The organism is Bradyrhizobium sp. Gha, assembly GCF_900113735.1.
Taxonomy (GTDB): Bacteria; Pseudomonadota; Alphaproteobacteria; order Rhizobiales; family Xanthobacteraceae; genus Bradyrhizobium.
The window spans coordinates 119,735-142,888 of sequence record NZ_FOQM01000005.1; the positions used below are offsets into that span (position 1 = coordinate 119,735).

15 protein-coding genes are annotated in these 23,154 nt (G+C 59.2%); 3 read left to right on the forward strand and 12 right to left on the reverse strand.

Annotated features, from left to right (window positions below; all coding sequences use genetic code 11):
- The first annotated feature begins 756 nt into the window (after window positions 1-756).
- Together BM222_RS09990 and BM222_RS09995 are read left to right on the forward strand one after the other, a co-directional pair.
- Window positions 757-1,650, forward strand: a complete 894-nt coding sequence (locus BM222_RS09990; protein WP_244547082.1) for a LuxR C-terminal-related transcriptional regulator — start codon at window positions 757-759, stop codon at window positions 1,648-1,650.
- An 800-nt stretch (window positions 1,651-2,450) separates the two neighbouring features.
- Window positions 2,451-3,533, forward strand: coding sequence for a Wzz/FepE/Etk N-terminal domain-containing protein (locus tag BM222_RS09995; RefSeq protein ID WP_092228089.1), 1,083 nt, complete (start codon window positions 2,451-2,453; stop codon window positions 3,531-3,533).
- Window positions 3,534-3,667: 134 nt separating this feature from the next.
- Here the strand turns inward: BM222_RS09995 and BM222_RS10000 are convergent, their stop codons facing one another.
- The 6 genes from BM222_RS10000 to asnB form a co-directional block, all read right to left on the reverse strand.
- Window positions 3,668-5,092, reverse strand: coding sequence for an HlyD family type I secretion periplasmic adaptor subunit (locus tag BM222_RS10000; protein WP_092228090.1), 1,425 nt, complete (start codon window positions 5,090-5,092; stop codon window positions 3,668-3,670).
- On the reverse strand, window positions 5,079-7,727 hold the full coding sequence (locus tag BM222_RS10005) for a type I secretion system permease/ATPase (protein ID WP_092228091.1): 2,649 nt from the start codon (window positions 7,725-7,727) through the stop codon (window positions 5,079-5,081). Before BM222_RS10005 ends, BM222_RS10000 begins: the two co-directional genes overlap by 14 nt.
- Window positions 7,728-7,836: 109 nt before the next feature.
- Complete coding sequence (locus BM222_RS10010; protein WP_177243119.1) at window positions 7,837-10,338, reverse strand: hypothetical protein; 2,502 nt, start codon at window positions 10,336-10,338, stop codon at window positions 7,837-7,839.
- A gap of 718 nt (window positions 10,339-11,056) precedes the next feature.
- On the reverse strand, window positions 11,057-12,346 hold the full coding sequence (locus BM222_RS10015) for a glycosyltransferase family 4 protein (RefSeq protein ID WP_244547083.1): 1,290 nt from the start codon (window positions 12,344-12,346) through the stop codon (window positions 11,057-11,059).
- Window positions 12,347-12,611: 265 nt separating this feature from the next.
- A complete protein-coding gene (locus tag BM222_RS10020) occupies window positions 12,612-13,088 on the reverse strand; it encodes an acyltransferase (protein ID WP_210188498.1) in 477 nt (158 codons plus the stop codon).
- 4 nt (window positions 13,089-13,092) lie between these two features.
- On the reverse strand, window positions 13,093-15,060 hold the full coding sequence (asnB, locus tag BM222_RS10025; RefSeq protein WP_092228092.1) for an asparagine synthase (glutamine-hydrolyzing): 1,968 nt from the start codon (window positions 15,058-15,060) through the stop codon (window positions 13,093-13,095).
- Here asnB and BM222_RS40960 point away from each other — a divergent pair.
- On the forward strand, window positions 14,975-15,403 hold the full coding sequence (locus BM222_RS40960; protein WP_177243101.1) for a hypothetical protein: 429 nt from the start codon (window positions 14,975-14,977) through the stop codon (window positions 15,401-15,403). The two genes, asnB and BM222_RS40960, sit on opposite strands and share 86 nt — an antisense overlap.
- Here the strand turns inward: BM222_RS40960 and BM222_RS10035 are convergent.
- The 6 genes from BM222_RS10035 to BM222_RS10060 all read right to left on the reverse strand — a co-directional run bounded on the left by BM222_RS10035 (window position 15,363) and on the right by BM222_RS10060 (window position 23,136).
- Window positions 15,363-16,403, reverse strand: coding sequence for a glycosyltransferase (locus tag BM222_RS10035; RefSeq protein ID WP_092228094.1), 1,041 nt, complete (start codon window positions 16,401-16,403; stop codon window positions 15,363-15,365). The genes BM222_RS40960 and BM222_RS10035 overlap by 41 nt on opposite strands.
- Before the next feature lie 66 nt (window positions 16,404-16,469).
- Window positions 16,470-17,693, reverse strand: coding sequence for a carboxylate--amine ligase (locus BM222_RS10040; RefSeq protein ID WP_210188499.1), 1,224 nt, complete (start codon window positions 17,691-17,693; stop codon window positions 16,470-16,472).
- Window positions 17,693-18,904: an FAD-dependent oxidoreductase gene (locus BM222_RS10045; RefSeq protein WP_210188500.1), complete on the reverse strand. Its 1,212-nt coding sequence runs from the start codon at window positions 18,902-18,904 to the stop codon at window positions 17,693-17,695. The genes BM222_RS10040 and BM222_RS10045 overlap by 1 nt, the downstream gene beginning before the upstream one ends.
- 337 nt (window positions 18,905-19,241) lie before the next feature.
- A complete protein-coding gene (locus tag BM222_RS10050) occupies window positions 19,242-20,690 on the reverse strand; it encodes a polysaccharide deacetylase family protein (protein ID WP_143105925.1) in 1,449 nt (482 codons plus the stop codon).
- A 454-nt stretch (window positions 20,691-21,144) separates the two neighbouring features.
- On the reverse strand, window positions 21,145-22,200 hold the full coding sequence (locus BM222_RS10055) for a glycosyltransferase (protein WP_177243120.1): 1,056 nt from the start codon (window positions 22,198-22,200) through the stop codon (window positions 21,145-21,147).
- A gap of 210 nt (window positions 22,201-22,410) precedes the next feature.
- A complete protein-coding gene (locus BM222_RS10060; RefSeq protein WP_210188501.1) occupies window positions 22,411-23,136 on the reverse strand; it encodes an acyltransferase in 726 nt (241 codons plus the stop codon).
- Window positions 23,137-23,154 lie beyond the last annotated feature (18 nt).

Sequence of the window (23,154 nt, forward strand, 5' to 3'; positions counted from 1 at the left end):
TCCTCAGCCTATCGCCTCCCAAAACATAAACTCCGCACACCCTTTTGCTATTTCACCTACTCTTAGGAGACTCACCCGAAATTTCCATTAATACAACAACTGTCGACGTCGCAGGGCAATACTTAGAGTTATCAGGCACCGCTGCTCTGCTCGCTTCCCGACTCTCGCTCCATCAATTTGCGATTCGAAAGCCCGTAAGAACCCGGCAATCAGCCCGTGGCGCGCCGGCCTCCATGTCTAGCCAGCCCGGACAACAGCGTTAACGTCACCGTGCAGGCCTTCGATATTCCTCTATCTCAGATCGATATGCGCCCTCGTCGACACACTCACAGGATGTGTTCGTGCAGACGTCGCATCGACGAACAAAGACATCGTCAGGTTTTTCACTCTTGAATGAACATCGCTATCTAATTCACCCAGAGGCTGCGCCAGAAGGTGTTTTTCTGCACCGTACTTGCACGGGTTAACGCTGCCTACCGCCTATAACGAACGATATATAGGGTGATCTTAAATTCGCATCTAACATTCAAAAAAGTTTACTCAACTTTAATTACTCGATTTCCGCCGACGTCGTCGGACAAAACAAAAAGGGAGGATCGCGATCGAGGTAACTCGATATTTCTGAAGACCAGAACCGGAGGGAGAACGACCAAACGAACAACAAGGGCACATTCGTCCGTCGAGAAACCAAAGAAACTAGATTGAGTTTAACCGCCCATCGCTGTTGTGTCATTGCGTAGTAGGCTGGAGGGTAAAATGAGGAGGCGGCATTCTTGCGAGACCGTTCTTATTGGAAAGAACGTTTTGATTAGAGAAGGCATTGCTAAAATCTTGCACGCGGCCAATTTTCACATCCCGGTCTCGGTGTCGAGCCCCGAGGAATTGCCGCACTCACTTCAAGCAGAGAAATTGATGTTCCTTATCGTCCATACGGGCGACGGCTTCAATCTCACGATAGCGCAAATCGGATTTGTGAAAGATCGCTATCCGGATGCGCGCATTGCGATCGTTTCGGACAATTATCGGCCAGTCGACCTCGCCTCGGCATTTCGCGCAGGGGCGAACGGCTACTTTGTCAACGTCAATTCATGCGACGCATTCATCAAGTCGGTCGAACTCGTGACAATGGGCGAGACCGTCTTTCCACCTGCATTCCTGTCATTCGCCCTTGATGCTAGTCGCGAACGCGAAACGGCGGAGCCCGGCGAATGCGAACACGCCATCCTCGCCGTTGCGGAGGACGCGATCTTGCCGCAGCTCTCTCCTCGCGAGAAGGCAATCCTGTCCTGCCTTATCGAAGGCGATTCCAACAAGTGCATTGCCAGAAAGATCAACATCGCCGAGGCCACCGTGAAGGTTCACGTCAAGGCGATCCTGCGCAAGATCCGGGTCCAGAATCGGACACAAGCGGCGATCTGGGGAATGAACCATGGGTCGCGGATACGAGCGATGGACGGTAGCATCCCCTCAGCCGTGGATACAGGCAGAGGGATCGCGACGAATCTCGAGGTGATCTCCGAAATGAAGCATCTCGAGGAGCCGGCTTCATTGGTTCCCAACGCTGGTCACGCCGCGGTACCGCCCATCGACGGCCTGCTTCGCAAGGCCGGAGTTCGAGGGCCTGGCGCAGCGGTACGGCTCTGCAAGTAGATGCAGGGTCCTCGAAGCGCCCAGGGGTCTTGAACCTCTAACGTCGCGCGACCGGTCCATCGTGGAGTGGCGCCGCGACGTTTTCGTCGACATCTCGACACCGGGCGCTTCGCACGATGTCCCTGCTACTCCAGCGCGGGTAGCAGGCGTGATCGCCGGACACTCTCCTCGGGCGGTGACCACGCCGAACGCGCAGGCCGCGGAGCCCGCTGTTGATCGCTCCAGCGGCGTCTCCTGCTTGTTTGTATCTTGCCCAACGCGGAGAGACGGTGGCTGACGATCCTGCGCGGGCCTGTCTCAATCTCGACCGTCACCCCCGAGCCTGAGCCCATCCTCGAACTTGCATGTCATGTCGCGTTGACCCGCAGGCGGCGTGCCCGGACCACAACGCTCCTGGTTTTTAAGGCTCCTCGCCTCGCGTAAGCGGCCAATCGGGCCGAGCGCCGCGCTTCCTCTGTAGGAGTTCACTCCACAGCCGTCGTTCAATGGACGACCACCGAGTTACCTATTTATCGCCAATTCCCATTCAGCCGCCTGTAATATACTGATTTCGTCGACTTGAGCGACGGAGTGGTAGAGTGCCATGGGCGATGCGTTCTTCACCAATCTGCCGGCCTCTACAACGTTTCCCGCACATTTGGTCGACGGCGGCAGAGCGACCCCAGCAAGCGTCGGTAGGGGTCGTTTAGTTCTCTCGTGCGACTTCGTCTGCTGCCGACCGACGTCCCCCTTGGTAAATCGCGGCACATATTCAACACAGGCATCGTCGCGAAGCCTCAACTGACAGCGCTGGTACGAAAATGATGCAGACCAATAGAACGGACAATCGGGATAACATGCCTCGTCCGGCACCGTCCGTGTCGCTGGTAGAAGTGCTAACCTTCATACGACGACATCTCTGGACCATATCGCTGACATCCGCCGCAGCGCTTGGCATTGCTATACTTTATCTCGTCGCCGCGGTACCGACGTTTACTGCGAAGGCGGAACTCGTCGTAGATTCGAAAGCGATCGACCCTACGTCGGTGTCAACGGTCGTGGAAAGTCAAATCAGGATCATAAAGTCTGACTACATCGCGAGCGCTGTGATCGGAAAGCTCGGCCTTGCTCAAGACCCGGAATTCGCCGACCAAGCCAGCCTCTTGCGCACTATGACCAGGTCGATATCCCGTTTGCTTGGCTGGAGTAACCCGGACACGAAAGCAAATGCCGCCCGCTATGTCGTGGAATCATTCCAACGTAAGCTTTCGGCCAAACGTCTCGGCCCTACGTATCTCGTCGAGATTACTTTCGACTCCAGAGATCCTAATCGAGCGGCGCAGATCCTAAACGCGGTCGCGGAAAAATATATTTCCCGGCAAATGGACAATGCCGGCTTGCAAGATGATTCATGGGTGAAGGATCGATTGAACGATTTGAGGGCCCAGGCATCGGCTGCCCAAAAGGCACTGGATGATTATAGCAGAAAAGAGAAAGATGCTGCGGAGTCCGCGGCTACCATGGACAAGCTGGCAGCCGCTGCCGAATCATCCAAAGCCGCCTATGACAATTTTAGCCACGTGCTGCGCAAGACGGAAGCCACGCAACAACAATCCTCGCCGGTGTTTGAGGCGAGTTTCATCACGGGGGCTTCGCCTCCCTTGAGCGCCAGCTCGCCGAAAGCCAGAATTGTGCTTGGAGCAGCGATCATTGTAGGCGCACTTCTTGGCATAGCGATCGGAATACTGCGCGATCTTTCGCAAATTCTCGCCAGCGGGCGAGAACCTGGTCTAAGCGCGCACGATGACGGCATCGAGCGAGCTATTCCGGATGTGGTTCGAGCAGGTCTTCAGTCTGACGCATCGGCAAAGACACGGCCGGCCCGCCTCACGAGTTCGGGGTGAAGGATCATTGGCCGATCTCGGCCTCGATCACATGATCCATTTCGATCCCGAGGCGCGCCAGCTGGCCGGGGAGACGTCGTTCAAGCGATCCGACATCGCCAGATTGCGCGCAACGCTCCCCTGCTCGGCTTCGTCTATCGCTCCCGCAGCGCCTCCTGCTTGTATCGCGCCAGGGGTGAGAGCAGGTAGCTGATAATCCTGCGCGCGCCGGTCTTGACCTCGACCGTTACCGCCATGCCCGGGCCGAGCTTGACGAGCTTGTCCTCCACCTGCATGTGCGTGCGGTCGAGGGAAATGCGCGCCGCATATTCCAATTCCTGGCCCTTCGGCTCGCTGCTGCCTTGCGCTGTGCCCGACGCGCGGTCGTTCGATGCGCCCGGCCTGTCCCGCGTGATGGCGTCGGTCGATACGCTGAGCACGTCCCCGTGCAGCAGCCCATAGCGCGTGAAATTGAACGTATCGACCTTGATTTCCGCCTTCTGTCCGGGATGGACGAAACCGATGTCGCGGTTCGAGAGCATGGCCTCGATCTCGAGCTGACTCTCGCTCGGAACCACGACGGCCAGCGCCTGCGCCGGCGTCACCACGCCTCCCACCGTGTGAACGGCGAGCTGCTGCACGACGCCGTCGACCGGCGCAGTCAAATGCTGAAGCTTCGTGCGCCGTTCCGCCTTGACTACTTCCTGCGCAGCGGTCGCCGCCTTCTGCTCGGCCTTCGCAAGTGCGTCATAGGTCGCACGCCGATACTCGGCGGCAGTCTTTTGCTTCGTTTCCTTCAGCAAGGCGATGGCGGCATCGGCTTCGCGGAGCCTGCTCTGCTGGAGCACCAGATCCTGCTGAAGACCGACAAGCTCCTGATACTCGGAGAGATAGACAACCTTCGAAGCCAAGGCCTTGTCGACGAGACCCTTGCGAATGTCGACCCGCTCCTGGAGCACCGGTATCGTCGCCTGTAGCTTCGCCACGCTCGCCAACGTGGTCGCCCGCTCCGCTTCCTTCTGACCTTGCTGGCGCTCGATCTCGGCGAGCTTCGCGTTCTGCTCGGCACGCTGGCTGATCAGAAACTGCCGATGCATCTCGATCTCCGCGGCGCTTGCGTCCTGCGGTGCCCGGAAGGCGGCAAGCGGATCGTCGGTGAGTGCAGCGCGCAGCCGCGCAACCTCGAGCTCGGCCGCAACGAGATCGCTTCTCTGGCGTTCCTGATCGGCTTCCGTCATCGTCGGGTCGAGCTCAATCAGAACGTCGCCGGCCTTGACGCTCTGTCCATCGCGCACGTGGATCGCGCGAACAACGCCCGTCTCGAACGGCTGGATCAGCTTGGTGCGTCCGCCGGGCACGATCTTACCCGTCGCAGTGGCAACGATATCGACGCTGCCGAATGATGCCCACAGCAGTGCAACGCAAAAGATCGCGATGATGCTCGCCCCGATCGCGCGACCGATCGGCGACGGTGGCGATTCGGTGATCTCGAGGGCCGCGGGCAGAAACGCAATCTCATGCTCACGCCGTCGAACCTGGGCTCTGGGAAACGTAACGATATTTCGGCTAGCGGAAGTCATTGATACCGGCCTGCAGATAGTGGAGGTTGGCGTATCGCCCGTTCGAACGAATCAGCTCATCATGGCTGCCGTCTTCGACGATGCGGCCATGCTCGAGAGTGATGATCCGGTTCGCATTGCGGACGGTCGACAGCCGATGAGCGATGACGAATACAGTCCGGCCAGCGGCAATCCGTTTCATGTTCTGCTGGATAGCGCGCTCGCTCTCGTAATCGAGCGCGCTGGTCGCCTCATCGAGGATAAGGATGCGCGGGTTGGTAATGAGCGCGCGAGCGATCGCGACACGCTGTCGCTGTCCGCCCGATAAACTGCTGCCGCGTTCGCCCACGATGGTGTCATACCCCTCGGGCAGTTCCAGGATGAAGTCGTGAGCGCCGGCGAGTGACGCTGCCTCGATGACACGCTCCATGGGCATGCTCGGGTCGGCGAGCGCAATGTTCTCGCGAATCGAGCGATTGAACAGCACGTTCTCCTGCAAAACCACGCCGATCTGACGTCGAAGCCAGGTCAGGTCGACCATCGCGAGGTCGACGCCGTCAACCAGCACGCGTCCGCTCTCCGGCACGTAGAGACGCTGGATCAGCTTGCCGATGGTGCTCTTGCCCGAGCCCGAAGAGCCTACGATACCGACGACCTGGCCGGGCTCGATGCCGAAGGATACGTCATGGAGCACTTCGGGCCCGTCAGAGCGATAGCGGAAGGTTACATGCTCGAACGTGACCTTGCCGCGGATGGGCGGCAGCGCGGCGCGGGCCGAACTGAAGCTCGGCTCCGGAATGGTGTTGAGAATGTCGCCGAGACGATCGACCGACAGACGGGCCTGATGGAACTCCTGCCAGATCTGCGCGAGCCGAAGCACGGGCATGCTCACCCGCCCCGCCAGCATGTTGAACGCGACCAGCTCGCCGACCGTCAAGTCGCCGCCGATCACGAGCCTTGCGCCAAAGTAGAGCGTCGCGGCGGTGACGAGCTTGTTGATCATCTGAACCGCTTGACTCGCCGTATTGTTCAGGCTGAGCACGCGGAAGCTCGCACCGACGTAGCCGGCGAGTTGCTCCTCCCAGCGGCGTTGCATTTGCGGTTCGACCGCCATCGCCTTCAGCGTCTCGACCCCTGTCACGCTCTCGACCAGGAAGGCCTGGTTCTCCGAGCCACGATTGAACTTCTCATCGAGACGCCGGCGAAACAGCGGCGCGGCCCCGACGGAAATTCCGATGTAGAACGGGAACGATGCCATGACGATCAGCGTCAAGGTCGTCGAATAGTAGAACATGACCGCCAGGAAGACGACGGTGAACAAGAGATCGACGACGAGCGTGAGCGCCGAACTCGTCAGGAACTGGCGGATGTTCTCGAGCTCGCGAACGCGTGCGACAGAATCGCCAACGCGGCGTGTCTGGAAATATGCGATCGGCAACGCCATCAGGTGGCGAAACAGCCGGGCGCCGAGCTCGACGTCTATGCGGTTCGTCGTGTGCGCGAACAGATGGACGCGCAACGTGCCGAGAACGGTCTCGAACAAGGTCAACGCGACGAGGCCCGCGACCAGGACGTCGAGCGTGCTGATGCTTCGATGCACGAGCACCTTATCGATGACCACCTGGAAGAACAGCGGGGAGACCAGCGCAAAGACTTGAAGGAAGAACGACGCGATCAGCACTTCGCCGAGCAGACGGCGATACTTGTGGACCGCACCGAGAAACCAGCTGATATCGAAGCGCCGGGAGAGATCCGTCAGCGCGGCGCGCCGGGTCATCAAAATGATGTCGCCGTCCCAGATGACCTCAAGCTCCGCCTGGGTCATGGATTCAGGGCGGGGGGACAACGGGCGCTGAACAAGAAGCTTGTCGTCGATGACCTTGCCCAGGATCAGGAAGCCGCCGTCGCGCAGCACGGCAATTGCGGGCAGCGGCGTGACGGAAAGCCTGTTCCAGCTCGATCGCTGTGCACGAGCCTTCAGCCCGTACTCCCTGGTACAACGCAGGATTTCGGTCACACCGACCCGCGACGCCCCCATGCGATGCCGAATTTGCTCCGGGTCGGCCGCAATGCCATGGCAACGCAGCAATATCGCCACCGCAATGAGCCCCGACTGATCGCCACTCTCAGGCTCAGGACCCGCCTCCTGGACGGGCGTCTCGCGACGCTCGGCGGAATAGGCACGCGTCAGGGCGTCACCGGCCTGGCCAACCAGATCGCGCCCGCGCGCAATCAGACCGGCAAAGGCGTGATGTGCCCGAGCGGCGAGACTATGAGATCCGGTCAGGATCAACCGGCCGTCCCAGATTTCCTCGAATTCCGCACGCGGCATCAACTTCGGATGTGACGAGGTCGGATGCAGCACAAGCGCGGCATCGTCCTCGACCTTCCCGAGCAGCAGAAATCCGCCATCACGCAGCGCTGCGATTCCGGGCAGGCGGATGCCTGCAAGCTGCTTCCAATGTGTCGTGCGCGAACCGACCTTCAGCCCGAAATCGCGGGCGCAGCGCAGCATCGCCTGGATGCCGATTGCGCTCTCGCCACAGCGAGAGCGGAGCTGGTCGGGCTCGGCGTTGACGCCGTGAAGGCGCAGGAACAAAGCCAGGGATCGAAACCCGAGATCCGCGGCATGGGCATTTCCATTCTGGATCGCCATTTTTTACTCAACCTTTCGCGGCTACCGACCGCGTACGTGGTTCCTTCTCATGCATTCACTGAGACCGACGGTGCCGCACCCAGGCACTGAGCCTGGGTGCGGCCCGGCATTAGTGTTGCGGTCGGGCCAGCAAAGGTTCGTGGCCCAAACCGATCGCTTGCGACACAGCCGACACGATCTGACCGGCATCCACATGGCCGGTGTGGCCGGCCAGATACTGGTTCAGTAGCGCAAAGCTCTGGCTTGCCAAGGACGCCATTCCGGCCCCAACCGGATGATCTGCAGCAGCAATCGGCTGCGGCGCGGTCGTTGCCAGAGTGCTGGCGGCCGGATCAACATGCTGTTGGAGCAGCGCGAAGGCCCGGCTTGCCAAGGACCCCGTGTTCGCAGCGGTCTCCTGCGGATGGACCGCAGGGTCGACCGTGTGTGGCGAGGTCTGAGTCACCGCCGTCGTGGTGGGATCGGCATGGTGATGATCCGTCGCGAGGTGGTGGTGGTGGTGATGGTGGTGATGATGAACCGCGGAGTCGATCGTCTGTGACGACGTCGGCGTCACGGCCGTCGTGGCGGTAGCAGCATGCTGATGATCCGTCGCGACGTGGTGCTGGTGGTCGGACGACGAGGTGGTGGTGGCCGTGGCGGCCGTGGGTTGAGGATCGATCACGGTGATGGTCTGCGGCGAAGCCGTCGAAACTGCGCCGGTTGACGGATCCTTCGCACTTGCCGTCAGGGTAAGTGTCGCAACCGGATGGCCGCCGCCGCGATAGCTCGAGGTCAGCACCAATCCGCTGTCGACCTGCGCGGCCGTCAGCGTGATGTTGTTTCCGCTGAACGTTTTACCGTCAAGCTTGTCAGTGATCGATTCATACTTCGGCAACCCCGTGATGTTCACGGTCACGAGATCGTTTGAATCGGTCGTTGTCACCTTCGCACCGAGATCGACCGTGCCGCCTCTCCCGGCCACCGTGAGCGAGTTATTCGCAATGGTGAGAACCGGCGTGGTCGACGACGGGGTGGACGGCGTCGTTGGCGTCGTTGGCGTCGTTGGCGTCGTTGATGTCGTTGAAGTCGACGACGTCGGGTCGACCTGCAGACCGGAGAACGTTTTCACCGCGCCGGCAAGGTTCGCAGCGACACCGCTGGCGTCCTTGATGGCCGCACCGCTCGGAAGATTGACCCCGGTGATGGCAAGCGCCGAAGTGCTGGTGTTGGTCGAGGCGACAGTCGTTTTGAAGGTGAGCGTGCCCGTGCCCGAACCACCGGCATAAGTGGCCGTGCCGCCGTCATTGAGCGACAGCGTCGGCGTACCCGTCACCGTGACCGCCTCATTGAAGCCGAGCGTCAACGTGATCGCGTCTCCGACGTGCTCGGTGCCAGTGCCCGGAGAGGCCGTGGCCTGCGTCACCGCCGGCGCGATCGGATCGATCTGGAGACCGGCGAAGGTCTTCACCGCGCCCGACAGGCTCGCTGCGACACCGGAAGCATCCTTGATGCTCGCGCCACTCGGAAGGTTGACGCCGGTGATGGCAAGCGCCGAGGTGTTGGCGTCGGTCGCCGCGACAGTCGTTTTGAAGGTGAGCGTGCTCGTGCCCGAACCACCGACATAGGTAGCGGTATTGCCGTCGTTGAGCGAAAGCGTCGGCGTGCCCGTCACCGTTACGGCCTCGTTGAAGCCGAGCGCCAGGGTGATCGTGCTTCCTGCCTGTTCGATGCCCGTGGCCGGGGAAGCGGTGGCTTGCGTCACCGCCGGTGTGACCGATGGGGTGGTGGGTGAGGTGCTGCCCGACGGTGTCGGCGTGCCCCCGCTCACCGCCTTGAGCATTGGAAGGACCGAATTCATGTCCAGACGGAGCGCGTTCATCGTCGCTGAGTCATAGGAGTTCGCCTGGGTGCGAATGGCGGTCTGGGTGCCTCCAGTATCGACGACGTAGGCGCCATATTGCTGGAGGGCGTGGAACACCTCCTGGCCGAGCGTCGAAAGGCCAGAGGGCATTGGCGTTCCGGGCGCAATGGCCAGAAGCTCTCCTTCCTGCATTATGCCGCTGGAACTGCTGCCGTCGGTGGCGATAGCGGGGGAGACGTAGCCTGACTTCAGGAGCGAGCCGTCAACGGCGAGCTGCAGGGCGTGATCGATCGTGCCCGTGTCCGTCTGCGCCTTGATCAGCATCCCGCCCAGCTCGCTCGCGCCGACGGCGAGGATGCCTGCGCCCTTCCCGGCGGTGCCCCAACCGGTGTCCGTGACAGCGTTTGCTTCGCCATATGACTGGGCGGTCGCGGTGGTGTTGCTGGTGCGGTTGAAGCGCCAGAAATTATAGACGTTGTCGCCGTCGACGATAACGATCGAGGAGTCGGTGGGGGTCCCGCCGGTCGCCCCGACCGGAACATGGACGCTAACGGTCCCGCCGGGCCATCCCCAGCTGGCGGGAACAGACACCTGCACGACAGGGTCCGACGACGAGGCGACGTAGACTGGCACGTTGCCCCAGCCCACATCGTAGTTCCAGCCGGTCGAGGTGGGCCAGTTGAGCGAGGTATAGGTTGCTCCGGTCGGGACCAGCTGGTTCCAAGCAGAAGTCGACGAGAACGGAGTGGATGACAAGTTGAACGACATACGTACCCTTTCGTTCGATTTGCAGAGTTACAGAGTCTTTTCGTTGGCAACGGAATTCCACTGCCGCGCATCGCGAAGGCGCGCGACATACCACGTGCCCGCAACCTCAGGTCGCGAGCAAATTCCAACGCATCGCTGTCTCTGACCGCGAGCGGATTCCAACGCATCACAGTCTCGGACTGCGAGCGGATTCCAAAGCAGTGGGATTTTTGGATTTGCCCCCCGACTGCTAGGTCGGCTGGCTAATGAGCAAAAATGGCGAAAAAACTTTCAAAGTGTGATTTATACCCAAGTATGTCGCGCTCTTACGGGCCTATGTTGCGCAAGGTATTGAATTGGTTGGCTCAAGACTCGCGCGTTCAATTTACCTATCAGCTTGTTTCGCCCTGGGAGAGGTACAGCTGTGTGCCCTGCCGGGATGGGAACGTCGCGTAGGCGAGCACATCATTGCTGGGCGCTGCTCTTGTCCGCATGCGCCAACGCGTTGTGCAAGAAGTGCAGGCGGCAACGCATGCAATGTGGCGTCGGTGGTCGATCTGTTTGAAGCAAGGTGGCGTTGCAATTCCACCGGGCGGCATAGCGCAGTCGTCTTGCGGCTGAACAGTTGCGCTCCACGGCGTCTCTATCGCGGGAGCTGGCAGTTGCCCGTCCGGGTCGGCACCCGAATCTTCGAAATCGCATTTTCAATGAAGGTTTTGAAAGCCAGTTGCTTCCGCTCTCAGTGAGGATTCACATCGGCTGGCGTCCCTGCACGTGCGCGCCTCGGCGCCAGCGCCGCATAGGCAGCGAGGAGGGAACGCTTTTCGAGCTCCCACTGAAATGCGCCGTAGGCACGTTCCCTGCCGTAGTTCCCCATACGCTTGCGCCCGGCCTCGTTTTCAAGCAGCGCCACGATTCCTTCGCCGAGCGCCCGCGGCGTCGGCTCCGCCACCACCAGGCCAGCGTCGCCCGCATCACCCCTCGCCTGTGCCAAGTCGAAGAGGACGAAAGGCAGCCCGAGGGCCATGTATTCAAAGACCTTGATCATCGACATGACCACGTTGCAGGCATTGGGCGGATCCGGAACGACGCCGATGTCGCAAGCCGCCAGCATGGCGGGAAGCGGATCGCCCGAAACGTACCCGGAAAATTCGACATTGTCGGTGATCCCGAGTTCGCTTGTGAGCGTCCTGAGCCGACCTGCCTCCGGCCCGTCGCCGATGATCAGACAGGCGATATCCGTTCGATGCAGGCGCTTGACGATGTGCTCCATCGCTTTGACCAGGAGGTCTACGCCGTCCTGCTCGGCCATCATTCCCACATAGCCGACGAGATATCGACAGTTCCGCCTGACCGACAGTTCGGGCTTGACGCGGCTGAAGCGCCCAAGCTCGGGGACGCTTCTGACAATCCACACGCTGTCTGGCGGCATGCCGCCTCGCTCCACGGCCTGCCGCTTCAGGGTAGGGTTTGTCGCGAGGCTCCCGTCGGCCAAACGAAACGTCCAGCGTTCAAGCAGAAGCAGGACACGATAAAGGAAATCCCGGCGGCCGAACTTGACCTCATAAAGTTCGGGCACGGGATCATGCTGATCAAACAGAAATTTCTTGCCGAAGAAGACTTTGTAAAAAATCGCAATCAAAAAGATCAAATCCGGTGGATTACATGCATGAAGGATATCGAATCCATGCCTGTACAACACCTTCAACGAGAGAACGAATTGCCAAAAAAGGGCGACGGTATATTCGATAAGATAAGTCAGCGCGCTCGAGCCTTCCACACCCCGTGGATGGCGGTAGATGTGCACACCGTCCATCTGCTCGTACGCCTTGTCATATCCCCGCCCTTTCGGACAAATGACCGAGACGGTGTAACCAGCCTGGTGCAGCGCTGTGGCCTGCGGCCAGACCCGGCGATCGGCCGGCACCGGCAGGTTCTCAACGATGATAAGGACCGCGCCGGCTGCATCACCTGCCGCAGATATCTTCGTTGAGAGAACCATTGCGTCTACCTCGGTCAGTGGGAACACGGCCAGCTTTCGTATAGGACTTCCCAAGCACAATCGCGAGGTCGCGGACGATTGGCAGGATGCCCTCAAACGGATTAAGCCAAAAAAGCAAGATCACCGCGCCACCCGCGATCCGAGCCCTATTCAGGCTATGAGGGCTGGTCGATCCGTCCTTTTTTGAAAATCCGAACATGCGGCAGATCGCGTTCAGAGCGCGATCGTAGGGCAGATGCGCGGACCGGCAGCATGAGGAAACGAGAGGCCAAGCTGAACGCGGCGGGCGCGCTCAGCCCGTCACCGCTGCAGATGTTTCCCGGGAGCTTTCCTGCGTTGAGTGCCGGGTTCCCCAAGGGCCGGTGATAATATTCTTCTGAACGATCTTGGCTGGATTGCCCATCACGATGGATCCCGCCGGGACATTTTGCAAAACGACGCTATTTGGTGACACGATGCAGTTATTTCCGATCTGAACTCCTGGCATTATTACCGAACCCGCTCCGATCAGACAGTTGTCGCCAATATAAACGTCCCTGTACCTTCCGTTTATGAAATCATGAGCAAGTATTGCTGATCGAAAGGCGACCGCAGTATTCTGACCAATGTGTATGCCCGTAGGATTTGTCTTATCAAGCTTTGCGCTAAGCGAGATGCGTGACCCCTCTTTTATGTCCATTTTCCAAAAGTGAACAAAATACAACCGCCTCAATTCATAGTTGAGCAGGGCTAACTTGGATCTAACGCGCGAGATCATCGGTGTTGGCATGTTATTACTCCGCACCATACTTGCTGCCGCAATCGTCGCGCGCTCTCGAGGATATTTTCAGCGCGTGCCCGCTTGGCGAGCCGGAATCTGTATGTCGCGTCCCACCGACGCTGCGGAGCCATTGCTCCAGCACGACGATGCTAAAGAGTATCTTGTGGTGGTCGCCCCGGCCTGCCGCGTGGTCGCGCAGCATGGATTGCACCGCGGCCGGCTCCAAGAACCCGTAGACCTGTGACTGCGGATCGGCCAGGTATTGCCGGATCCGTCCGTCGAGGGATTGGTGAAACCAGCCATCGACCACGTTCACCGCAAATCCGCGTTTCTTGCGATGGACTATTTCCGACGGCAACAGCCGCTTGCTCACTTCGCGATGAAGCCACTTGCGAACACCGTGACGCACCTTGAAGGACGCGCCCAATTGCTGGACATGCTCGACCACTTCGCGATCGAGATAGGGTACGCGAACCTCGAGGGCGTGCGTCATCGACAGCTTGTCGCCATACATGAGCAACTCGTCCGGCAGCGACGAGCGCAGCTCGAGCAACTGAAAGGCGTTCAGGTCGTCCAGGTTTTCGAAGGCCGGCCGGTATTCCTCCCAGCAACGGGATGCCACGGTCGCTTCGCCATCAGCGATCAGCTCCGGGCGAAAAAGCCCCCGCATCGCCTCATCCGAAATCAGGGAGAATACCTGCTGGAAACGACGAAGCCGGTCGGGTTCGTGCAGCGAGTAAACGCCACGCTTCATCGTATCGTTCCGCGGGAGGGCGCGCGCGAGTGCAGCACTGGGTGTCCGCAACCAGCCGGGTAGCGCGCGCCAGGCGGCGCCAAGGTGCACGCCTAGGTGTCGGGTATATCCGCCGAACAGCTCATCCGGCCCCTGGCCGATGAGCGCCACCTTCACGTTTTCACGAGCTCGCTGGCAGACGAAATACATGGGCACGATCGACGAAGAGGCGACCGGTTCCTCGAGGACCTCCACGATGTGGGGCAGGACGTCTTCAAACGTTTCCCGGGTGAGGTGAACCGCGTTGTGTCTGGCCCCGTAGGTCCGGGCCGTTTTGACGGCATCCTCGAGCTCATCATCGGCATACAACGATCCATACCCGACGCTGAACGTGTCCCAGTCGCGGCCATAAAAGCTCATCAGCGCCAGCAGCAGGCCCGAATCCAGTCCGCCGCTGAGCAGCAGTCCGACCGGAACGTCGCTGGTGAGATGCCGCTTCATGGCCACCTTGTACAGCTCGATCAATTTTTCCGCCGCCTCCTGCGGGCGGGGCTGCGGGGCGAATGGCTCCGGGACGAACTGGTAGTAGCGCGAGACGTGCACCTGGCCGTTTTCGACGACGAGTTTCTCACCCGCGGCCAGTTTCTGGATACCTCTGAACATCGTGCGCGGGGCCGGCGTGTAGCGATAGCGCAGAAAAAGAGCGACGGCTTCGGGATCAACGCCCGGCGGCTCGCCGAGAGCAACGCGGACCGGCCGGATCTCCGAACCAAAAGCGAGCGATCCGTTGGAGATCGCGTAGTAGATCGGCTTGATGCCCATCGGATCGCGCGCCAGCAGCAGCCGGCGCCTGTTCACGTCCCAGATGGCGAGACCGAACATGCCGTTGAAACGGTTCAGCACGGCGTCACCCCACTGCTTGTAGCCGTGCACGATGACCTCGGTGTCGCAGTTGGAACGAAACACGTGGCCGTGCCCCTGCAACTCGTGCCGGAGCTGCTGATAATTGTAGATCTCTCCGTTGAAGACCACCCACACCGTTTGGGCCTGGTCAGACATGGGTTGGTGGCCGGCGGGTGACAGATCGATGATCGACAGCCGGCGAAAACCCAAGCCGAGATTCCCGTCCAAATGCTGGCCGGCGTCGTCGGGACCGCGGTGGATGATCGTGCCCATCATCGCTTCGATGGTGGAAGCGGTGGCGGGCGCACCGCTGCCGAAGTTAAACTGCCCGCAGATGCCGCACATGGTGGAATCCTTTGGCGTGCTCGATCGTCTCGTCAACGACAAACCAGGAAGACAGAAAACACTCTCGCATTGCCTGGTCGAGACTGCCTGGTTCGGCGATCATTTCACCAGCGCCCGCGATCCGCCGCCCGGCAACACCCTGATGCAGCGCGGGCTATCACGCCTAGTTCTGGGCACCATTATCGCAGCAGGAACTTGTCGTTCATTGAAGCCTCACCGGATGGATACGCCGAGATCTTCGTTAATACCTTATCATACGGCAGGTTTCCCAAACTGTTTCTTCAATTCCAGCGCCGGCGTGACTATCGGCGGTGAAGTATTCGTCGGGACGGCGTGCCGTTGATCAACGATCGCCATCGGCGCCTTCTCCTGCTTCCCGAAAGAACGCGCTCGTACAAAGATTGTATTCGCCTTGCGACCTTTGCAAGCGAAAGTTCATGAACTGCGGCACAACCACCGGAAAGACGCTTTCCACGGACCAACACCTTCTCTGCAGCTTCCGCGATAGAGGTCGGTTCGTCAGACACGATGTAACATCCCTCGACCTCTTTAATTCGCTCGGCCACGTCGCCAACGTCGACGGAAACAATCGGCAGATTGCAGGCAAGAGCTTCTTTCACGATGTTCGGAGAGCCCTCATGAGCGGACGTAAGCAGCAAGCAATCGACGGCGTTCAGGAATCGCGCCACTTCTTCTTGAGGTCTCTTATCGAGTGTGAGCAATTGGGCAGATGGATTGGATTTTCGAACCAACTCAAAAGCGGCTTCGGCGAGCGGGTATCTCTTATAAGGCCCTGCTGAGGGCCTGCCTGCAAACAGGACGTGCTGCTCGTCTTCCTTTAGACCTACTTCGTGCTTAGCGACCGCTCTGGGATAGAAGACATCGAGATCCACCCCATTGGGAATGATGGACGTTGTTTCGGCGCGAAGATATTTTGCAAGGCCGGCACTCTTCGCAATATTGTGAGCCGTCGCACACGACAATAAACGGGAGAATAGTCCGTGCAACACTCGATTCAAGGGTCGATAGTCTCCCCGGTCATTGCAACTTCCAAATACGTCGTTGCCCATAAAAGAAACAACGAGTGGCAGGTTGGTAGCGAATCTGGCTGTCCAGCCTGCGTACATATAATGCGCATGAACGATATCGTAGTGCCTCGAACGCAAAGCCTTCCGTACTTCAGCAACACCATTGATATATTTACCAATGCCATTGCCCTTGAGCAGGCAAACATCAACATCAATCCCAATCTGCGCCAGCGACTCCACTTGAGTGCGGATGAAAACGCCCGCAGACGGATTCTGTGCAGTAGGGTACGCCCCCGTAACATGCAGAACAATCATCGCAGCTTGCTCCTCGTAGCCTCCCGGAAATGGCTACCACCTGAAAATTCGCTCATCCGATTCACGTCAAAACCCCCGTTTGATGGCCAAATAGGGAATCAGACCCAGCTCTACTATCGCGGGCAACGGGTCCTCTGAGCTGAACACCGATTCAATGCCGGCTCGTCGTAGCGAGCGAAAGTAAGCCCAGAAATCCTGCCGGCCTCGCAGGATTTCCAGGGCCGCGGTCGGTGCGTCAGTGACCAGGCGAACCCAGTTGACACCGGCGCGGCCGCGGCAGGGTTTCACCGGGTATCCAAGCAGATCCGCAAAGAGAAGATAGGGAAAATCCACGCCGGCACCCGAGCCGAGGCTGTGATAGCCCCACGTACGTGCGTTGACGTCGAGCAATTTGTACTTGCCGTCGCGCGGATCTAATTTGTACTCCAGCTCCACCAATCCGTAGTAGTTGATGGCGCGCAGGAAGCGTTCGGACATGGTCTCGAGCACGGGAATGTCGATCGTTTCAACGTAGGTGCTTGCCCGCCCGAATTCAGGCGGGTGCTGCCGGCGTCGTCGAACGACCATACTTCCGATCGCCTGGCCGTCTTTGAAAAAGGCGCAATAGGCAAACTGCTGACGGCCGTCGCCAGGAATCAACTCTTGAACCATCACTTCTTCCGGGCCGACCTGAGCGGCCGCCCGCCCGAAGAGCTCCCGTAATTCGGCGTGGCTGTCGGCGCGCCAAGCCTTTGCCTTGGTCGTGTAGATGAAATGCTCTTTGATGGCCGGCTTGATAGCAAACGGCGGGCTGGCGGTGACGTCCGGTAACTCCCCCGTGCTGCGCGCATACCAGGTCGCGGGCGTCGCCAGCCCGAGTTCATTCGCCAGACGATACGTATTCCGCTTATCCCAGACCCACTTGACCGTCTCCCAAGCGGGCGTCGGCAGGCGAAAGAATTCGGCCAGCGCGGGCCGATACCGCGAGAGCGCCGCAACGGTCTCATCCCGCGTCGGATATACGACCCAACCTTTCAGGTCCAGGCGATGGCCAAGGTCCAGGATGATATCTGCGGCCTGTTTTTCTTCACGCAGGCTCGGTACCTTGATGGCATGGGTGGTGTAGCGGGAAAAACGGGCGATGGAGATTTCGTCATCGATGACGCAGACGGGAACGTTGCGGCGTCCGAGGCTGCGCGCGATGCCTAGACCCTGGTAGTCCCCTCCAATGACGAGGGCGCCCACCGGCTTTTTTGCGGACCCGGCCGACAATTGCCGTGTGGTCAGGAACTCGCGATTTGCGGCAAGCATCAACGTTGTCCCGTTTCAACGGGAGCGAGATGGTTTTGCTGCGATGCTCGGACCAGTGCGTGAGATGCGTAACGTGCGCCGGAGACAAACTGCATGAGCGGGCCGAAACTCCAGCGGGCCGGCGCGCCGATGATGTGAAGGCCCGGGACCGACGTTTCAAGCCCCGGTTTCAACCGCGGGTAGCCGTTGAATCGGTCGATGGAATGAACGAGGCTTGGGGCAAGGAATTTGTACTTGGACACATCGACCCGGTAGCCGGTCGCGAGCAGAATGTGATCGACGGTGCGCTCGCTGTGATCGTCCAGTTTAACCTTCACCTTTTCCGCAAGCGGTGTAACCCCTACAACCGCCCCTCCGAGCCTGATCGGAGTATTTTTGAGCCGGTCCACGAGCCAACGAGCCCCGGCCGGCCGGACGGCACGTTTTGTGAGCTTGTCCTGCAAGGCGCGCGGCAATTGCCTGACCAAGTGCGGACGGGCCAGGAGCTGGCTCAGCACCGCCGGCCCGACGTCCGTCGGTGCGTACAGCAGGTTTCGCGTAAACTTACCAAGCCGGTGGTGCAACGTTCTGGAGGCCCTCCCGCCAAGCCAATGGATGCGAGGCGAACGTGCGACGATCTCAACCTCGGCGCCGCCTTCGTGCAGCAACGCCCCCGATTCCAAGGCGCTCTGCCCGCCTCCGACGATTAGCAGCCGCTTTCCCGCGAACTTCTGGAAGTCGCGGTGCTCTGAAGAGTGGGACGTGAGGTTGGTGGGCAGGCTCTGAAACTCCGGCGGCCGCCAGGCGAACGAACCGATGCCAGCCGCGATCACCACACGCCGAGCAAGAAGTGAATCGCCGTCGTCCAAAAAGAGGCGGAACCCTTTCGGATGCGCTTCGAGATGAGCGACTTTCCGACGATCAAGGTCAGGCACCGCCTGGCGTTGATACCAAAGTCCATAACCGACGAAGTGCTCGATCGGCACCGGTAAGGCGAACTTGATGCCATGCGCCGCTTGGTACGCTTCCAGGGTCAGTTCATCGTTCGGATCCGCGATCTGCGTAGCTGTCCAGTTCGAGCGGAGAAACATGCCGACGGGCATATTCTGATCCCAGAACGACATGGGTTCACCAAATACGCGAAGCTCCAAGCCCTTAACGGTGCGGAGGTGTGCCCCCGCAGCGAGGCCGTAGGGGCCCGCGCCGATGATCGCTACATCGAGGATCGTCATCCTATACGTCACATTTTCCGTAATGGTCTACGCTTCCCAGCCGATCTGAAGCCCCGCAAAGACCACCGGACCATAATTTTTCGGCGTGTTGCGGCATCAAGTTCAATCGGATCTCCGTGTTGCACGACTGGTATTTACCACCGCGGGTCTAACCGAGGAAATCTGCTTTCGAGGTATCCCGTTCGGCGTAGGCGCAGCATCACTGCTCGAGGGATCTGCTCTTCGTAGAACTTGATCACCTCGATCAAGTTTTCGATTCCGAAGTCGGTGAAGGCCATGAGGACATCTTCTCAGGCGCGATAGGATCGGCCACGCTTTGATGTTCGTCTCCTTGGGATCAAAGGCAGCCGTGACCCTCGTCCAGAATTTGCACGGGCGTAACGCCGGAAACGGTGTCCATCTCATAAACAAGGTGATCATTCACCCGAACCGCGTACGCAATCCTGGCTCGTTCGCTCCCCTTACCGATAATCCTCCAGGAGCCTTCCAAATTAACGAGCGCCAACTCACTCCGGACCTTCCACCATTCAGCGATTTGGCCGGGCAAGGCGACGCAGAGCTTGCCCATGGCGCGCAACTTGGAAAGGTATGCGAGCAGCTCGACGTAGACTTTTCGCGGTGCCGGATCGATGACGTAGTCGGGGTGAACGATGAAGCTGATCAGGCCGTGCTTGGCACGGATCCGGTCGATTTGCTCCTGCCAGAGCCGGGTCGAATGATCCTTGAGCACGTGAAACAAAGAGTAGTCCTGCGTCGCAGTTACCGGCAGTTCGACGGTTGTACCGATGAAAAAGGGAAAAACGGTGCAGCACCCGCCACGCTGCGGGTCAAGGTGCGCCACATTCGGGATCGACATGTCATAGGCGAAACCGAGTGAATCGCACCAGTCCGCATTCCGGTACAGCACCGCTGAGCGGAAGCCCGAAGCCTTGAATTCTTGCGCGTAATGTTTGATCCGTTCGGCCCGGCGCAGAAACTCGGTGTGGTCGTCAAAAAGATGACCGTCGTGATTCAAGTCGTGGACGTTCACTTCGAACCCTCGCTGCCGGATATCCTCCAGAACGCTGGGCGGCAGCGCGTATCTCCCTTCCGGCACAAGCTGGAAAGAGGATTTGATGCCGAATGAATCGTTGAGATCCATGAGCTGCGGGCAAAAGTTCAGGCCAGCGCGCGTTTCGACGTCATGCGTTACCATCGCACAACTCTGGTGGCCATCCGGCCAGAACCAGATGAACGGAACGCGCTCGAGATTTCGGGATTTCATTGCCAGGATCAGCAATCGCTCCAGAATGTTCTCGACCGTCATATCCACCGGCCAGCAGGGAAACGGAATTTTTTCCCACCCCCGCAAGTACCAGGATTGCAGGTGCTTACGTATCGCGACGGGCATAAATGGGCGCGCCGTGTAGTACAGGTTTCTTACAATGTTGCTAGCCCAGGGCGGAACGCTGCGCGCTGCGGGTATGCCACTATACCGCTCCAGGCGCAGGTTATTCACCACCTGGACCGGATCGAAAGGGAGTAAAATCGTATCACCCTGCGCCCTTGTGTGCATAAACGCGTCGGAAAGATTTCTCGCCGGCAAAGTCGAGCAAACCCTGAGATGGCATTGCCCGAAACAGACCGCTCCGGATCCGAACTGAAAATAACCCGGCACCGGCGGAAGATCTCGTGCGACCGCGAATTCGACGAGATCGTCGGGACATCGATAGTGGCCCGACAAAAGCGTCTTAGTGTCGGTTTGTAAGAAGCGCATTGTGCCATCAGCGATGTGCCCTTGCGTCATGCACTCCTCTCCTTCGTGCGTCGAGGACACTTTACACGAATTGCCCAAAAGCCGGTTCAATTCCAAGCCGATCGCGCACGAGATGCAGCACCCGCTCTCAGCGTCCCAAGGTGCCCTCGTGTACATTCCCTAGAGCGAGTTTATTGGCGCCGCTATTCCTCTACTTGCAACAGACTCGGCCAGAACCTCTAGGTCCGAACGGCCCCGCCACGTGAGCGAGGCAACGCTCGGCGCCCGACGAATATCTCCCCTAATGCATATTTCGCCATAATCCGCCCCCTCACCGTCTGGTCCGCGATGCAATCGCATCCGCCATCGTGCGCCGAACGTTGCAAGGTCTCCGGCTGCGCGGCGAGACTCGAACACGCAATCCGGCACATTCCGACGAATGCCTCTCAGCAGTGTTCAAAAAGGGCCGTTCGATTAATCTGAAGCGCCAGCTCGCAGTCAAACCTCAACAGAAAGCGCTATTCCCGCTTGCCAGCTGCCGAAACAACTCAACGTGCTTCTGCACCATTTGTTCAATTCCGAACTTCTGCTCGACCAGCGCTCGTCCTGCACGACCGAACGCGCTTCCAAAGTCAGGACGATCGACAATTTCCATTATCCGCGACGCCAGTGCATTTTCGTCTCCGGACGGGATCAAGAATCCACTCTCTCCGTCCTTGACGACCTCGCGATTGCCCGCCGCGTCTGTGGCTATGACAGGCTTTTCCAGCGCCATGTACTCCAGAATCACATTAGATATTCCCTCTCCGTTTGTTGAAACCAATACTCCGACGGAAAAGGTTTTTATGATTTCTTCGACCCGTTTTCTGGCGCCCAGAATGCGTATGTTCGACTGACCGTCGCACTTCAAACGCTCCTTGAAGCTTTCCAGATCCGGACCTTCGCCCACAGCGACGAATGTAATGTCCTGCCGCTCGCTGCACACCAATTTTGCCGCCTTGAAAAACGTACTGTAGTCTCTCTCTGGATGGAATCTTCCGACCATTCCGACTACGTGTTTGGTTCTTATATCCATCGAACGCTTGACGTCGTTGACATCCGGAAGATCGTTTACTCGATCAAAATTAAAACCGTTTCGTATGCAACGACCTTTTTTTTCATCAACTCGAAACGCTCGCAGTCCCGCCAGCGAGTTTGCCAATATTACAGTTGAAAATGGAGCCGTCAGAAGGAAACGTCGGTACGTATAATCTTTAAAATTCAAACAGAGCGGTGCGTTTTGTATCATCCCGTTGATCAAGGCCGATCCGGATATCAGGGCAATCGGAGACGCATACACCGAACACATCGACTCCCATGAATATATTATGTTCGGTCGGTATCGTCTCGCCAGGCTATAAAGCTTTTCGAAAATGCTGAAGTCCCATGGCCGGCTTCTTTTGAAGATGTGAATTTTTATTCCAAGTGACATAACCTCATCGTAGTGGATGGTATCTGATAGAACGACCAGTTCGTTGATGAACCCATCTACTTTGTTGAACCCGCGCAGCAGTTCAACCAATTGCCGCTCCTTGCCCCCGGAGCCTAAGGCATCGGTTATATGCAGCACCCTGATTGCGGGCCTTGATGGATTCAGCATTCCTACACCCGACCTTATGACCGCAGTCGCAGCGCCCACTCTGATATAGGTTGATATCCGTTGGCGACGCGGAGAATCCTCTCGATGAAGTGTTCTCTGTTCCCTCGACGCTTGGCGCGGACTGCCAGCTCGTCACAGGTCTGCGCCGCTGACCTCTCTGAGCCGTCTTCGGATCTCCGCCGGCACGCCCATCACGAGGACACCGTCGGGCACGTCCTTCGTCACCACCGCACCGGCCCCGACGATCGCGCCAACGCCGATTCTGACGCCTGGCAGTAGGTTGGCTCCCAGGCCGATCGCCGCGCCGCGCGCGATATGGGGCCCGAGCATGGGAGAGCCATCGTAGCCGTTGCGGCCGATCGCATTGTCGTTCGACGTGCCGACGCAGCCCGAAACAAACACGTCGTCTTCGATCGTCATATTGCCCGCCAGCCAGGTGTGATCCTGCACCCGCACGCGATCGCCGATTTGCGTGTTGTAATTGACCGTGACGTAACGTCCGACAACGCTCTTCGAGCCGATCCGTGATTGTTCACGGATCGAGGCGCCGTCACCAATCAGGGTCCCCGCGCCGATCGAGACGTCGTAGAAGATTACCGAGTGCGGTCCGATAGAACAATCGGCACCGATATCGACCCATGTCTCGAAATGCGGCGGGCGCGACAACGCGCCGGCGCCCTTAGGCGCCTTGCCGATATAGGCCCCCGGAAAGATTTCGACGTTGTCTCCGATTCTGGCGCCGCTCTCAATCACGGCATGCGGGTGAATGACCACCCCGTTGCCAATCGTGACATCAGATCGCACCACGGCGAACTCGGCGATCGTCACGGCCTCACCGATCGCCTCGGTCTCGACCACCGCCCACGCACTGATTCG

Coding starts and splice junctions, on each gene's coding strand:
- asnB (WP_092228092.1), bottom strand. CDS start 15,060: ATGTGCGGCATCTGCGGGCAGTTTAACTTCGGCAGCGGTGCGCCCGCC.
- BM222_RS09990 (WP_244547082.1), top strand. CDS start 757: ATGAGGAGGCGGCATTCTTGCGAGACCGTTCTTATTGGAAAGAACGTT.
- BM222_RS40960 (WP_177243101.1), top strand. CDS start 14,975: ATGATCGTGCCCATCATCGCTTCGATGGTGGAAGCGGTGGCGGGCGCA.
- BM222_RS10020 (WP_210188498.1), bottom strand. CDS start 13,088: ATGCCAACACCGATGATCTCGCGCGTTAGATCCAAGTTAGCCCTGCTC.
- BM222_RS10040 (WP_210188499.1), bottom strand. CDS start 17,693: ATGCTTGCCGCAAATCGCGAGTTCCTGACCACACGGCAATTGTCGGCC.
- BM222_RS10000 (WP_092228090.1), bottom strand. CDS start 5,092: ATGACTTCCGCTAGCCGAAATATCGTTACGTTTCCCAGAGCCCAGGTT.
- BM222_RS09995 (WP_092228089.1), top strand. CDS start 2,451: ATGATGCAGACCAATAGAACGGACAATCGGGATAACATGCCTCGTCCG.
- BM222_RS10035 (WP_092228094.1), bottom strand. CDS start 16,403: ATGATTGTTCTGCATGTTACGGGGGCGTACCCTACTGCACAGAATCCG.
- BM222_RS10045 (WP_210188500.1), bottom strand. CDS start 18,904: ATGACGATCCTCGATGTAGCGATCATCGGCGCGGGCCCCTACGGCCTC.
- BM222_RS10050 (WP_143105925.1), bottom strand. CDS start 20,690: ATGACGCAAGGGCACATCGCTGATGGCACAATGCGCTTCTTACAAACC.
- BM222_RS10005 (WP_092228091.1), bottom strand. CDS start 7,727: ATGGCGATCCAGAATGGAAATGCCCATGCCGCGGATCTCGGGTTTCGA.
- BM222_RS10010 (WP_177243119.1), bottom strand. CDS start 10,338: ATGTCGTTCAACTTGTCATCCACTCCGTTCTCGTCGACTTCTGCTTGG.